The sequence below is a fragment of the Superficieibacter sp. BNK-5 genome (genome assembly GCF_047456055.1).
Classification (GTDB): Bacteria; Pseudomonadota; Gammaproteobacteria; order Enterobacterales; family Enterobacteriaceae; genus Superficieibacter.
In genome coordinates, this window is sequence record NZ_CP179893.1 from 432,513 (window position 1) to 446,061 (window position 13,549).

At 52.9% G+C, this 13,549-nt stretch carries 12 protein-coding genes and 1 tRNA gene; 9 read left to right on the forward strand and 4 right to left on the reverse strand.

The features are described from left to right. Positions 1 to 58 precede the first annotated feature (58 nt). Together ACMGGS_RS02060 and ACMGGS_RS02065 are read left to right on the forward strand one after the other, a co-directional pair. The gene (locus ACMGGS_RS02060; RefSeq protein ID WP_414164844.1) at positions 59 to 778 is read left to right on the forward strand and encodes a DUF554 domain-containing protein; all 720 of its coding nucleotides are present in this window, start codon (positions 59 to 61) and stop codon (positions 776 to 778) included. A gap of 105 nt (positions 779 to 883) precedes the next feature. Continuing rightward, positions 884 to 959: transfer RNA gene (locus ACMGGS_RS02065), tRNA-Phe, on the forward strand. A gap of 93 nt (positions 960 to 1,052) precedes the next feature. Here the strand turns inward: ACMGGS_RS02065 and ACMGGS_RS02070 are convergent. Then, a complete protein-coding gene (locus tag ACMGGS_RS02070; RefSeq protein WP_414164845.1) occupies positions 1,053 to 1,904 on the reverse strand; it encodes a hypothetical protein in 852 nt (283 codons plus the stop codon). A 415-nt stretch (positions 1,905 to 2,319) separates the two neighbouring features. Between ACMGGS_RS02070 and ACMGGS_RS02075 the strand changes: the two genes are divergently transcribed. From ACMGGS_RS02075 to ACMGGS_RS02085, 3 genes are all read left to right on the forward strand, one after another. Then, positions 2,320 to 3,213, forward strand: coding sequence for an SDR family oxidoreductase (locus tag ACMGGS_RS02075; protein ID WP_414164846.1), 894 nt, complete (start codon positions 2,320 to 2,322; stop codon positions 3,211 to 3,213). A 72-nt stretch (positions 3,214 to 3,285) separates the two neighbouring features. Further along, positions 3,286 to 5,112, forward strand: coding sequence for a glycoside hydrolase family 15 protein (locus tag ACMGGS_RS02080; protein WP_414164847.1), 1,827 nt, complete (start codon positions 3,286 to 3,288; stop codon positions 5,110 to 5,112). Positions 5,113 to 5,261: 149 nt separating this feature from the next. Continuing rightward, positions 5,262 to 6,665, forward strand: coding sequence for a DUF1996 domain-containing protein (locus ACMGGS_RS02085; protein ID WP_414164848.1), 1,404 nt, complete (start codon positions 5,262 to 5,264; stop codon positions 6,663 to 6,665). A gap of 39 nt (positions 6,666 to 6,704) precedes the next feature. Here ACMGGS_RS02085 and gss read toward each other — a convergent pair whose 3' ends face one another. Beyond that, on the reverse strand, positions 6,705 to 8,567 hold the full coding sequence (gene gss, locus ACMGGS_RS02090; protein WP_414164849.1) for a bifunctional glutathionylspermidine amidase/synthase: 1,863 nt from the start codon (positions 8,565 to 8,567) through the stop codon (positions 6,705 to 6,707). Between the two features lie 153 nt (positions 8,568 to 8,720). On the opposite strand from gss, the gene ACMGGS_RS02095 reads away from it, so the two are divergent. Together ACMGGS_RS02095 and yghU are read left to right on the forward strand one after the other, a co-directional pair. After that, on the forward strand, positions 8,721 to 9,278 hold the full coding sequence (locus ACMGGS_RS02095; RefSeq protein ID WP_414164850.1) for a DsbA family protein: 558 nt from the start codon (positions 8,721 to 8,723) through the stop codon (positions 9,276 to 9,278). A gap of 40 nt (positions 9,279 to 9,318) precedes the next feature. Next, complete coding sequence (gene yghU, locus ACMGGS_RS02100) at positions 9,319 to 10,185, forward strand: glutathione-dependent disulfide-bond oxidoreductase (RefSeq protein ID WP_414164851.1); 867 nt, start codon at positions 9,319 to 9,321, stop codon at positions 10,183 to 10,185. A 45-nt stretch (positions 10,186 to 10,230) separates the two neighbouring features. Here yghU and ACMGGS_RS02105 read toward each other — a convergent pair whose 3' ends face one another. Together ACMGGS_RS02105 and ACMGGS_RS02110 are read right to left on the reverse strand one after the other, a co-directional pair. Further along, positions 10,231 to 11,868, reverse strand: coding sequence for a methyl-accepting chemotaxis protein (locus tag ACMGGS_RS02105; RefSeq protein ID WP_414164852.1), 1,638 nt, complete (start codon positions 11,866 to 11,868; stop codon positions 10,231 to 10,233). Positions 11,869 to 12,070: 202 nt separating this feature from the next. Next, the gene (locus ACMGGS_RS02110; protein WP_414164853.1) at positions 12,071 to 12,574 is read right to left on the reverse strand and encodes an ESA_00282 family adhesion-associated protein; all 504 of its coding nucleotides are present in this window, start codon (positions 12,572 to 12,574) and stop codon (positions 12,071 to 12,073) included. Between the two features lie 100 nt (positions 12,575 to 12,674). Between ACMGGS_RS02110 and ACMGGS_RS02115 the strand changes: the two genes are divergently transcribed. Continuing rightward, positions 12,675 to 13,079, forward strand: coding sequence for a hypothetical protein (locus tag ACMGGS_RS02115; RefSeq protein ID WP_414164854.1), 405 nt, complete (start codon positions 12,675 to 12,677; stop codon positions 13,077 to 13,079). After that, on the forward strand, positions 13,060 to 13,533 hold the full coding sequence (locus tag ACMGGS_RS02120; RefSeq protein WP_414164855.1) for a cytoplasmic protein: 474 nt from the start codon (positions 13,060 to 13,062) through the stop codon (positions 13,531 to 13,533). The genes ACMGGS_RS02115 and ACMGGS_RS02120 overlap by 20 nt, the downstream gene beginning before the upstream one ends. Positions 13,534 to 13,549: the final 16 nt, after the last annotated feature.

The following is a 13,549-nucleotide window of genomic DNA, read 5'->3' on the forward strand; positions in this document are numbered from 1 at the left end:
TCCGTCAGGCTATGCATTTTCATCGCATAGTTAAGCGATATGTTTGTGAGGATACAGTGTGCTAATCGGACCTTTTATTAACGCCAGCGCCGTGCTGGTCGGCGGTGCGTTGGGCGCGCTTCTCAGCCATCGCCTGCCGGAACGCGTGCGCGTTTCCATGCCTTCCGCCTTCGGGCTGTGCTCGCTGGGTATTGGGATTTTACTGACAATAAAATGCGTTAACCTGCCGGTGATGGTGCTGGCGACGCTGGTTGGCACGCTAATCGGCGAGATCTGCTATGTGGAGAAAGGGATCAGCGGCGCGATTAACGGCCTGCGGAAAATAGCGCAGAAGAAAAAGCCCGAACTACAGGCCAGCGGTGCCCATGAGACTTTTGTGAACAGCCTCGTGGCGCTGATCATTCTTTTTTGCGCCAGCGGCACCGGTATTTTTGGTGCGATGCACGAAGGCATGACGGGGGATTCGAGTATTCTGATCGCAAAATCTTTCCTCGATTTCTTCACGGCAGTGATTTTCGCCACCTCGCTGGGGATTGCCGTATCGGCTATCTCCGTTCCCATGCTGGCGATCCAGCTTTTGCTTGCCAGTTGCGCCACGCTCATTTTGCCGCTTACTACGCCCGCGATGATGGGCGATTTTTCCGCGGTGGGCGGCGTCCTGCTGCTGGCCACCGGCCTGCGCATCTGCGGCATTAAGATGTTCGCCGTCGCCAATATGCTCCCGGCGCTGATTATCGCCATGCCGCTCTCCGCGCTGTGGACGACATTATTCGCCTGAAAACGGCTGCAATCTCGCCAATGTGCTGGCATAATGTGCAGTTCGCAGCGGATTTGATAATTTTCATTGACGCCGCAGGGGGATTACGGTTTAATGCGCCCCGTTGCCCGGATAGCTCAGTCGGTAGAGCAGGGGATTGAAAATCCCCGTGTCCTTGGTTCGATTCCGAGTCCGGGCACCACTTATTTAAAGAACCCGCCCACAAGGCGGGTTTTTGCTTTTGGGGAAATGCTCAGACCAGGATGCCCCTCCGGGCATCGATCCCGCCATCTTTTTAGTGGAAGCAGTAATTCTGATGGGTCTTATCAGTTGGTGTAGTGTTCTCCGCCAGCCAATCATCGACACCTTTATACAGAACTTCACAAATTTTTCTGGCGATTGAAAATGTGAGCGCAGCTCTGTTAAAAGATATTTCAACTTTACTTACTGAAACATCACTTTTAAATGAATCTGATGGCGCTGATTTTCCTGACTCGTGGCTTCTTACCATTTTAATAGCTGAAGAGTAAAAATAAACTTTGACGACATCGTCAGCCGTTATTGTACTTTGCGTAAAGAGCACGGTAGAACTCGTTTCACCAACACGTTGCATACAACTCTTAGCCAGATTTACGACACCTTTGCGAATGCTGTTTTTATCACTATCAGAAATGCCCGTGTACAAATCAGATATATTATCAATTAAAGAATCATAGTTTTCAGATTGATAATGGACATGTGTTGTATCGGTCTTAGTTATAACCATGAGTGGGAAAGCGACTATTTGCTTAATATAGTTATGAAACTGCTCAGCACTTTTGGTTTGGTCTTGTGCTAATGGATCCCACTGCGTTCGTTGTTGAGAGATCCCCATGACGGTAGTAACAAAGTTTGCCGGGGATGAAACCAGGCTTTTAGCCAGTTTGTCGAGTTCCTTCTTGTTATACAGGGCTTTTAACTCGGCCGCTTCTTTAAGAGCAATACCTGATTTATTACCAATCAAAATAGCTGAGCCACCCGCAGTATCTGCCTGCGCATTACTCATTAATGGTAAACTCTGATCATTTGCCTCAGAGAAAATAACTGATTCTGTGTTGTTAACAACCCAGTCATTTACCAGAACGTCAATATTGCTTTTAGCTTCCATAATACACCTCTGATATCCGGTTAAATTTATAAAGCCAAATGAGAATGAAGATTCACACGAAATAAAAAAGTGACAGGCATCACAATTATAAACACAAATATCTTTTCCATTCATAATCAGGAAAAATAAAATAATTATTATATCTTACAACCAAGTTAATAGTATTAGTGAACGATTATTATAAAAATATCATTATTAATTATTTTATCGCATCGTAATTATAAACTTGCGAGTTGACCATCAGATCACTTTAAATACCCATTTTCTCATATCACCCTAAAAAAACTAACAATTCATTACATCAATAAAGAATTATTTTCATCTTTTTGTACTGAAATTTATACGCCATAAACGTGACAAACATCACATCTATGCCAGGCTTAATAACACTAGTCACAACGTTTAAGGAGTAAGCATGTCTGAGCAAACGAAAAAAACCTCTCTCGCCCCGGAATATCCTACTCCTCCCTTTGTAGAGCAACCGCAGCCCGTACCGGGCCTTGCCAGTAAGATGATCCCGGTGCCGGATCACGGTGAAACTAGTTACCAGGGATCTGGCCGTCTGAGCGGGCGTAAGGCGCTGATTACCGGCGGTGATTCCGGTATTGGCCGTGCGGTGGCGATTGCCTATGCCCGTGAAGGCGCGGATGTTGCCATTAACTATCTGCCGGAAGAAGAGTCTGATGCGGCGGAAGTGATCAAGCTTATCGAAGCAGAAGGCCGTAGAGCCATCGCTATTCCCGGCGATATCCGCTCAGAGGAATTCTGCGAGAAGCTGGTGAAAGAGGCGGTCAGCCAACTCGGCGGGCTGGATATCCTGGTTAATAATGCTGGTCGCCAGCAGTTCAACGAATCAATTAAGACGCTCAAAACGGAAGATTTTGACGCAACATTCAAAACTAACGTTTATGCGATGTTCTGGATCACCCGCGCTGCGGTGGAACATCTGCCGCGTGGCGCCTCAATTATCAACACGTCGTCGGTTCAGGCGTATCAGCCAAGCCCGATTCTACTGGATTATGCGCAGACCAAAGCCTGTATCGTGGCGTTTACTAAGTCACTGGCGCAGCAGCTGGGTAAAGATGGTATCCGGGTGAATGCCGTGGCACCGGGGCCATACTGGACGCCGCTTCAGTCCAGCGGCGGTCAACCGCAGGAGAAAGTGAAGCAGTTCGGCGCCAGCGCGCCGCTGGGCCGTCCGGGCCAGCCTGCGGAAATCGCGCCGCTGTATGTCACTATGGCCTCTTCGGAAAGCAGCTACACCTCCGGTCAGGTATGGTGCTCTGACGGCGGTACCGGCACCCTGTAAGCGTTATCTCCTGTCCCGTGGCTGCCGTCCGGCGGCCACGTCTTCCGAACGAATCAATCTGGATAACAAAAATTGAAGAACGCAGAATACCATTCTCCCGTCCGCAAGGAGGGATTTGCCGAACTCGGCGACTACGCGGCAATCGGCGAAGGGCGCTCGGTCGCGCTGATTGCACCAGATGGCTCAATCGACTGGTGGTGCGCTCCAAACCTTGATTCCCCTCCCCTGTTTGACCGCCTGCTCGATCCGGAAATTGGCGGTTTTTTTCAGCTTGAGCCGGAAGGTTCCTATAAAGTCACCCGTCAATATCGTCAGGACAGCAACGTTCTGGAAACCCATTTCGAAACCGAAACCGGCAAGGTGCTGCTGACCGAATCCATTAACAGCACCCTGGCGGGACGTCTGCCGTGGAGCGAACTGGCGCGCCGGATTGAAGGCATTGAAGGTGAGGTCACGCTGAATCTCGCCTTACGCTTCGGTACACGGGCCGAAACCCGCTCGCCGTGGATGGCGCAGACCAAACAGGGCGACGTTTATCATATTGCCGATCTGATGGCGATGCTGCGTACCAGCGATGACGTTGAGATTACCTCTGCCGATGATGAGCAGATCACCGGTCGCCTGAAAACAACCGCCGGATCGCGCGCGCTGGTCGCCTTGCTGGTGACCGAAAAAGAGCCACTGGCCGTTCCGCCTCTTTCCGCTATCGATAATCGCATCGAAACCAGCCATATCGCGTGGTGTGACTGGGCCAGAAGCCTGAGTTATGAAGGCCGCTATCAAAAACATGTGGGACGCTCGGCGCTGGCGCTGAAGTTCCTCTGGTATTCACCGACCGGCGCGCTGGCGGCAGCAGCCACTACCTCGCTGCCTGAAGGGATCGGCGGCGAGAAAAATTATGATTATCGTTATGCCTGGATCCGCGATGCCTGCCTGATCATTAAGGCCTTTGCTTTCCTCGGCGCGCTTGAGGAGTGTAAAGCCGCGTTCTCGTGGCTGTCGCAAACCATTCTGCGCCACGGTGTCCAGTTACACGCTTGCTATACCCTGGAAGGCGATATGGTGCCGGAAGAATCGTATCCGCCGCTGCGGGGGTATAAAGATTCGACGCCGGTGCGAATAGGTAATAACGCTCGCGATCAGACCCAACTCAGCATGTACGGCGACATGCTCGCCACCGCCCAGCAGTTTGTGGAAGCAGGACACGTTCTGGATCTCTCCACGTCGCGTTTGCTGGGAGAACTGGCCAACTGCTGCGCCGACCGCTGGCGGCAAAAGGATTCCGGAATTTGGGAGTTACCCGAACTTCAGCATTATACGCATTCCAAAATGGCCTGCTGGCTGGCGCTGGATATGGCCGTTAAGATGGCGGAGGAAAAGTACATTGAACCGACCTGGGTCAAGCGCTGGCAACGCGAGCGGGACCGCATTCGCGACTGGGTAGAAAGCCACTGCTGGTCCGAAAGTAAGCAGGCGTATTTGTTCTATCGCGGCAGCGACGGCGGCCTTGATGCCTCTCTGGCGCTGGTTCACCGCTACGGCAAAAAAGTCAATCCGCAGCGAATGCTGTCGACCTACGCCGCTATCCGCCAGGAGCTGGGCAACGACGGAGCGATGCTCTACCGCTACAGCGGCGTGGAAAAAGAAGAAAACACCTTCGTGGCCTGTTCGTTCTGGCTCGCCGAAGCCTGGGCGGAGATGGGGGAAATCAACAAAGCTGAACAAGCGATGGAAGAAATTCTCGACACGATTTGTGATAAAGGCAACGTTGAGACCTTCAACGAGATGTTCGATGTCAGAAGCAATACCTGGACCGGCAACCTGCCTCAGGGGCTGAGCCATCTGGCGCTGATCTTTGCCGCACAGGCGATGACTAACTACGATAAGCACGCATCATAGCGGCAGCCGGGGCCGTTGCCCGGCTGGCGGCGACGGTCCCGGTTGTTCTCTCATTACGCTAAAATGAGACTGATTGATAATTAATGATGTGTTAAATCAAGTACATCCTGCTACTTCTGCTGATATTCACACACAGCAGGAACGCTACGATGAAACTTACCGCTATCACAACCGGACTGATGTCCACCCTCGCACTTTGTTCTTTTACCGCCCACGCCGGGCCGCAGTCGCACGTGGTTTGTGCGTACCATCATACTCTCGGCGATGACGCCATTATGATGTTTGGCAAACCGAACCAGGCCATGTGGCACGACTTTTTCGGCAATATCCATACGGATGCCGTTTCTACTTATCAGACCCTGCGCGCGCATCCGCAGACCAGCTGCGATAATCAGGCGGACGGCTCAGCGTACTGGGCACCGACCATGAAACTGCCCGACGGCGAAGTCGTCAAACCGGCCTACCAGAAGACCTATTACCAGGCCACTAGCGTTGATAAATATCCGCTGCATCCGTTCCCGGCCGGGCTGGAGTTGCTGGCAGGCGACCACCACGGAACCGCCCCCAGTTCACATATCACGTTCTTATGCGCCAACGGCAAAGGCTACACCAATAAAGCGGGTGAAGTCTGCGGCTTACGCGGCGCGGGTGATGCCGTGCAATTTAATATTGGCATCGCCTTCCCCAACTGCTGGGATGGTGTCAACCTGAAACCGACGCACGGCCACAGCAATGCCGCTTATGATGTTAAAGGCAAATGCCCGGCGGATTATCCGGTGAAAGTCCCAACGGTAAACATGAACATCGCTTATGTGCTACCACAGATCACCTCGCTGGATACCGCTAAAGTTCAGCTGTCTCTGGACCCAACCATGCACGGCGACCGTCGCGAAGAGCACTGGGGAAGCATTTATACCGCGCATGCTGATTTCATGAACGGCTGGACGGAAGACGCGGCGCAGTTTATGACCGAACTGTGCATGAACAACAACCTGGATTGCGGCACTATCGTACCGTGGGCCTATGCCAAAGCAGAAGAGAATACCTCGGTCAGCAGCAGCCACCCGAATCAGCATAATGCGACGCCGGAAAGTCTCACAATACAGGATAACTGGCAGGACGGTGGACGGACTCAGCATCCGGAAACACTGACGCTGGTGAAATTCAAAATCCCCCAGCTACCTGTTGGCGTGGACCCGGCGCTGTTTAAATACCGTATTCGAATTTTCGGCGGCAAAGTTGAGAAGAACGGCGCGGATCAGATTTTCTTTTACCCGACCAGCAATGACTGGAACGCCAGAACCGTGACCTGGAATACCCGCCCGGCGGTAAAGTACAGCTCCGATGCGATCCTTTATCTTAACTACTCCCGCGAGTATCGCATGGTCGATGTGGATAAAGCCGTGCGTAAAGCGCTGGCGGAAGGGAAAACCGAAATCTCCTGGTATATCGGCGGCGATCGTCATGGCAACCACTATGAATTCAACCCGGCCAGCTCACGGGAAAGTCTGGTGCTGATGTTGACCGGCTTTAAAAGCGTTCCGCAGACTTGATGCGTAATAAAAGCAGAGCCCGGTTTACCGGGCTTAGCTTTACGCCGTTTTCACCACAATTAACGGTTCGATATCGCTCTCTTTTTTAATGACCAGCGAATCATCGCCGCGCAGGCAGGTTCCGCCATAGCTTCCCCCGACGGTAAACGTACAGACCTGGATATATTTTCCGGCCACGTTCGGCAGGCACCAGAGTTGCTGGTAAATATTTTTCTGTTCGCTAAATTTACCGCTGGTTTTATCCAGTAGTTCTTCCTGATGGCTCACCAGATCGATATTACTGCCGCAGCGACCGGCAATCGGCTTCACCGCATATCCGGTCTGCACCAGCTCGTCATTGACCACAAAATCGGTATCCAGCAGGTAGCGATGATGCGGGAACAGCGACCAGAGGATCGGCAGAATGGCTTTGTTGCCGGGGATCACCGTCCACAACGGCTCGAAGACCAACACTTCCGGGCGCAGCAGGACGTCTATCAACCGGACCTCATGCGCCGGATGCCCGGTGCGGATCGGCACGGCGGCATACTCGGTATCGCTGACTTCACGCACCTGCTCAATCGCCGTTTCCCACGCCCAGGTTTTCCAGACGCAGTTCACCAGCCGACCATCGCCATCAATCAGCTGACCGGCCTTATCCCAGCGCAGCTCATCCAGCCCGCGGACGATCTTGCTTTCAAATCCGGCCTTCTCCAGCGCCTGTTGCATAAACTGCGCGTGGTAATCCTCTTCAATGTCGTTATCCTGCATGATGTGCACGAACGGACGTGCATGGCTGTGTTTCCAGGCACCAATTAACTCGTTGAGCAGATCTTCGCCAGGGTTATAACCGTTGCCTTTATAGCCAAGCTCCGTCCAGCGTTCGAGGATGCGCCCCGCTTCGGTATGGCAGGAAGCCGAATCCGCGTTGTATTCGTAAACCTTCAGTCCGCGCTCATCCAGACAAAAATCCATCCGTCCGGTGATCATGTCGTGGCGGCGACGCTGCCACGACAGACGCAGACGCGGCCAGAGGATTTTGGGAATATCGAACAGCGCCAGCAGGTTATCGTCCTTCATTACCTTGTCCGTGGCATGAAGATACATCAGATGCAGCTCGTTGGTAGCCTTAATCAGCTCCTGCTCGGCAGTATCGGTGATGGTAAAATACTGCGCCGGATCGCGGTTAATCACATGGCCGTTGGCCTGCACATAGGCGCGTTGTAGCGGATCCTGCTCATCGAGCCATTTCCCCTCAAACAGCGTTTTATCTTCCAGCCGTGCGCCGCGGATGGTTAGCGCCTCGCCGCGAATATCCGGCTGCGGCAGGCTGTGCTCGGTCTCGTCAGTCTGGATCATCCAGCCCAGGATCGTGGTGTCGTCAAAGGTATCACGAAGGGTATAGCAGCCGTTTTCCACTACCAGCGCCAGTTCGCGGGTCCACTGCTGGCCGGGCGGCAGCGGGGCGTGAATCACATTCTGCTCGGCGATCCTGACCCGATTCTGGTGAAGTTGAGTAATTACTGCCACGTGTCCGGTTCCGCTAAACTCGCCACCTTTTTGCCAGACCAGCAGCGCGCCCGCTTCCGGCGGGCGGCGGGAACCGTTGGCAAACGCCTGTAACGGCAGGATATTGTCGTTGACCACCTCACGCAAAAAGCGCAGGGAGAAGATCTCCCACGCCATACCGACATCGGTAAAAACAAAACCGTAATTCAGAAACAAAAATCGGCGGGCGAATTCCACGCACTGCCATTTGTGTCCCATATATTCATTGTCGATATAGCTGCGGAAGGCCGCGTCATCGGCATAATATTTCGGGTCGAGGGAGCTGTAATCTGACGAGTAGATGGCGACGCCGCCGGGGGCGTAGCCGAGTAATGTCCCAAACGGGGCATCCTGATGGGTAATTCCGTTGCTCATGAACCTTACCTTAACGTAATACACCTGAGCAGAATGCACCCTGCTCTTTGTGCTAACTAAACAGACGTCGACTTATCATACACCTCATTACCCGCTACCATGATCCGACGAAGGAAAAATTCACGCGTTGTCATTCATCATCAGGAGTCGAAAATGAACCAACAGCATTATGTCGCGCAGCCGCTGGAATGGGGCCATGGTCCGCGGACGTTTGAGGTTTTTCTTGAACCGACCTGTCCGTTTTCCGTGCGTGCTTTTAATAAGCTAAACGCGCTACTGGAACTGGCAGGCGAAGATAAGATCACCGTGAAGATCCGCCTGCAATCGCAGCCCTGGCATCTTTTTTCCGGGGTGATTGTGCGCTGCATTCTGGCCGCGTCGACGCTGCCGGACGGCAGAGAGGCGGCGCATAAAGTGATGCAGGCCGTAGCCGATCACCGGGAAGCGTTTGAGTTTACCGATCACTGCGCCGGTCCAAATATGGACGCCACGCCGCAGGAAATGATTGCGCGGATTGAGAATTACAGCGGCGTCAGCCTGGCGGAAGCCTTTGCCCGTCCGGCGTTGCAGAACGAGATTAAGTGGCACTGTAAATATGCCCGCCAGAACGGCATCCACGTCTCTCCGACCTTTATGGTCAACGGACTGGTGCAGGCGGATTTAGGCAGCGGCGACGACATCAGCGTCTGGGCAGAGCGTCTTCTGGCCTGACGGTAGTATTCATCTCCACAACACAAATAAGGCAGGCAACATGTCAGAAAATAACTATCAACCCCCAAAAGTATGGACATGGAATCAGCAGGGCGGCGGCGCATTCGCCAATATCAACCGCCCGGTGTCTGGCGCAACGCATAAAAAGGAACTGCCGGTCGGAAAGCATCCGCTCCAGCTCTATTCGCTGGGCACGCCAAACGGGCAGAAAGTCACGATAATGCTTGAGGAACTGCTGGCAAAAGGCGTAACCGGCGCGGAATACGATGCGTGGCTGATCCGCATCGGCGAAGGCGATCAGTTCTCCAGCGGTTTTGTGGAGGTGAACCCGAACTCCAAAATCCCGGCGCTACGCGATCATTCCACCACGCCGCCGACTCGTGTTTTTGAATCCGGGGCGATCCTGGTTTATCTGGCAGAGAAATATGGCGCTTTCCTGCCAAAAGATTTGGCCGCCCGTACCGAGACGCTGAACTGGCTGTTCTGGCTCCAGGGATCGGCCCCGTTCCTCGGCGGCGGCTTCGGCCACTTTTACAGCTATGCGCCCGTCAAAATTGAGTATGCCATCGATCGTTTCACGATGGAGGCGAAGCGTCAGTTAGACGTGCTGGATAAACAGCTTGCGAAGCATAAATACGTCGCAGGTGATGAATATACCATCGCGGATATGGCCATCTGGCCATGGTATGGCAACGTGGTGCTCGGCAACGTCTACGATGCGGCTGAATTCCTGGACGCGGGCAGCTATAAAAACGTGCTGCGCTGGGCCAACGAGGTCGCCAGCCGTCCGGCGGTAAAACGCGGACGCATCGTTAACCGCACCAACGGCCCGCTTAACGAACAGCTTCACGAACGCCACGACGCCAGCGACTTCGACACCCAAACCGAAGATAAGCGTCAGTCCTGATAATGCCGTCCCGCCGGCGCAAGCTGGCGGGACGTTTTAGTTAAATTAAAACGCTACCCACTCTTCCGTTGCCGCAGGCTTAACCGTGCGCGGTGAACGCGGCGTGTCTGAAGGCGCTACCGCCTGCGACACTGGCTCATCGGAAAGACGGAACGTCTGTACCGAGCTGCGCAGATCTTCTGTCTGAAGCCGCAGGGACGATGCCGCTGCCGAGACCTGTTCCACCAGCGAGGCGTTCTGCTGCGTTACGCTGTCCATTTGCGCAATCGCAATGCCGACCTGCGAGATGCCTTTGCTTTGTTCATCGGTGGCGGCGGCAATCTGTTTCATGATGGTCGTCACTTCCTGCACCGCCCGCAAAATCGCTTCCATCGTGGTTCCGGCATCGGAAACCAGGCGTGAACCTTTCTCCACGCGGGTAACGGAATCAGCAATCAATGCTTCAATTTCTTTCGCTGCACCGGCACTGCGGCTGGCAAGATTACGCACTTCTCCGGCGACCACGGCGAACCCACGGCCCTGCTCACCGGCACGCGCCGCTTCCACCGCCGCGTTGAGCGCCAGAATATTGGTCTGGAAAGCAATACTATTAATCACATCGGTAATTTCGGCGATCTTCTTCGAACTGGCTGAGATCCCAACCATCGTATCGACCACTTCGCCGACCAGTTCCCCGCCCTCACTGGCGGTGGTAGAGGCAACGTCCGCCAGCTCGCTGGCCTGGCGGGCATGATCGGCATTCAGTTTTACCGTCGCGGTAAGCTGCTCCATGCTGGCCGCCGTTTCTTCCAGCGCTGCGGCCTGTTCTTCGGTGCGGGAAGAGAGATCGTTATTGCCGGTGGCAATTTCTGTCGCCCCACGCCAGATATTTTCGCTGCCGGAGCGAATATTGCTGACCGCCTCGCGCAGGCTGTCCTGCATTGTCTTCAGCAACGGCACCAGTTGTCCGACGCAGTTACGTCCCATGTCTTCTATCGGCTGACTGAGATCGCCCTGCGCAATCTGGCGGAACTGCTGACGAATGCGCTCAAGCGGTTTCACCAGCATCGTCACCAGATAGCGATCGGAAAAAATCAGCAGCAGAATACCGACAACCACGGCGGCAATAATGGCAATCCGGGTCTTATTGGTGCGGTCATCCACCATAATACGGGTGTGATCGAGCGTTGACGCGCCCGCCGCATTAAACTTCTCGGCGCTCAGGCCAAACGCACGGCTCAGCGGTGGGGTGATGTCATTAGCCTGAGCGCGGTATTCCTCAACCGTTCCCTGCTGCGCTCGCTGCATTTGCGGCACAACGCCCTGCTCCAGCAGCGCCTGCCAGTTTTGAATGACTTCAGCGGAGATTTGCGCATCCATCGGGCCGGGCGAGATAGCCTTCAGCTCATCCAGTCTCTTGCGCATGGTGTCCAGCGCCTGCTGCGCGGAAGTAAAATCCGTTGTCCCGCCTGCCGCTTTGGTTTCCATGGCCCGACTCAGGCGGGTGACAAAGCGAAAATACTGGTCATTGCCCTGGCTTAACAGCGTCATCTGTTTTACCAGTTGCCGGTCAGTATCATTGCCTTCTGCGACCTTTGTCAGGGAGACGACGCTGTACAGGCCGACGCCGGACCACAGCACGCAGAAGATACCCAGAATCGACAGCATGACGAGACGGATAGTGAGGTTACGAAGAAGTCGCATAGAGATTCCTTTGCCTTTGGTAGGATTACGCCCACAGGGCGTTCTTACCTCCTGTTATCGGCAAGGCGGCGAAAATTTATAACCTTTTGTGATTATTTTTTGTAAATATTACTTTTAGTTAAACAGCATTCAGTGACGCTACACACTAAAATATTCATCTGGCCTAAGTTATTCTGGGCAGATGACCTTCTGATTATCAGGGTTAAACAAGGTAAGGCTTCACAAACGGGCGCTGATATTCCGGCCAGACGAGTGCGACCAGCGTGGGATAGGCATCCATACTAAACTCGCGAAAGCACTGCTGAAGGTTGACGACATCCAAATCCGTACGCGGCACTTTCTCACCGTTCTGACAGCGCTGTTTCAGATTATCGTAATATTTATAAACCGCAGAATTGAGATCGCTACAGCGGCGCTGAGCATCAAATAAACCCGGCGTGGATTTTATTTGCGTAACGTCCATTCGCTTAATAGTGGCATGTAAAAAGTCAATATATTCATGGTTTACCCGCCAGTACCACACCGGAGTAATTGCGTTCATCAGCACAGAAAAATGGTCCTCCCCCTCCTGTTTTGACATTGCCGGTACCGGCAAGGGGGATTCTTCTTCACTTTCCACCGGTCTTTTATTGAACTCTGTCATCAGTAAGAGAATAATAGCGGTGAGCAATAGCAGTGCAATCACTAAATAAATAATACTGTTCATGGCGCGCTCCATTTTTTTTGATTTTAAAAGTGCGCCATGTTATTGTCAACGAGCCTCACAGTAAAATGCTCCTCATGGTGTTGAAAGTTAAGGAATTTACATGATACCCGAGACCCTTATCCCGGCTCGCTTTCACACATCCGCGGCTGGGGAAGAGAGTGAGGAAGCAGAAAATAGCGCCAGTTTAACTCAGGGAAAAAGAACCCTCGCTGAGCTTGAGAATGACATATTAACCTCAATAGGTCGTAACGGTTTTTCCAGAAATATGCTTCTGGAAGAACGCGACCGCCATATAAAAGACCGCCTGTTCCGCGTTGTCAAAATTGAGACTTTTTGTCATGTCCTTAATGAGTTACAAGCCGACGGCGACTTTTCAGCACAAGAATTAAGTCAAATTCTGGCAGATAAAACGCTGGAAATTAATGAGTCCGGAAATGACATTTGGCTTAATTTGATTACCCGTGAGAAAATTGCACCTATGTTTTATGATCTGGAGGACGAATAACGTGAAAAAATATGATAGCAAAGACGTTTATTTGACTTTAGACGATACAAAAAGCGATGACGTTATCTTAAAGCACAATCTTGCGGTGCTCATCAGCGATAAAAATGCCACCATCCAGAATACGGCCAAAGCGCTGGTTTCGATCCCCGCCGCGCTGGTGAAGATGAAATGGCAAAACCGCCGCGAGATTTACGCTTATCAGGTAAAAGAAGAAATTTATGGCGCGGTGATTAATGAAATCATCGCCCGCCGCCCGGACCTGAAAGAGAAAATTTTTGACAGCATTGAAGCCAGCTATCAGCATTTACGTGCACGCGAAACCGCCACGCTTGGCCTGACACGTAAACTTTCTGACGGCAATTACCGTACGTCGAATGTCAGGATTGTCCCCCTTGAGGCTGAAGCGCCGGCTTCCACAACGCCACCGTCAGCCTCGCCAAACGATCCCGCCTGACGGGTACAGAAAACCC

Coding starts and splice junctions, on each gene's coding strand:
- ACMGGS_RS02085 (WP_414164848.1), top strand. CDS start 5,262: ATGAAACTTACCGCTATCACAACCGGACTGATGTCCACCCTCGCACTT.
- ACMGGS_RS02110 (WP_414164853.1), bottom strand. CDS start 12,574: ATGAACAGTATTATTTATTTAGTGATTGCACTGCTATTGCTCACCGCT.
- ACMGGS_RS02075 (WP_414164846.1), top strand. CDS start 2,320: ATGTCTGAGCAAACGAAAAAAACCTCTCTCGCCCCGGAATATCCTACT.
- ACMGGS_RS02115 (WP_414164854.1), top strand. CDS start 12,675: ATGATACCCGAGACCCTTATCCCGGCTCGCTTTCACACATCCGCGGCT.
- ACMGGS_RS02105 (WP_414164852.1), bottom strand. CDS start 11,868: ATGCGACTTCTTCGTAACCTCACTATCCGTCTCGTCATGCTGTCGATT.
- ACMGGS_RS02070 (WP_414164845.1), bottom strand. CDS start 1,904: ATGGAAGCTAAAAGCAATATTGACGTTCTGGTAAATGACTGGGTTGTT.
- ACMGGS_RS02095 (WP_414164850.1), top strand. CDS start 8,721: ATGAACCAACAGCATTATGTCGCGCAGCCGCTGGAATGGGGCCATGGT.
- yghU (WP_414164851.1), top strand. CDS start 9,319: ATGTCAGAAAATAACTATCAACCCCCAAAAGTATGGACATGGAATCAG.
- ACMGGS_RS02120 (WP_414164855.1), top strand. CDS start 13,060: ATGATCTGGAGGACGAATAACGTGAAAAAATATGATAGCAAAGACGTT.
- gss (WP_414164849.1), bottom strand. CDS start 8,567: ATGAGCAACGGAATTACCCATCAGGATGCCCCGTTTGGGACATTACTC.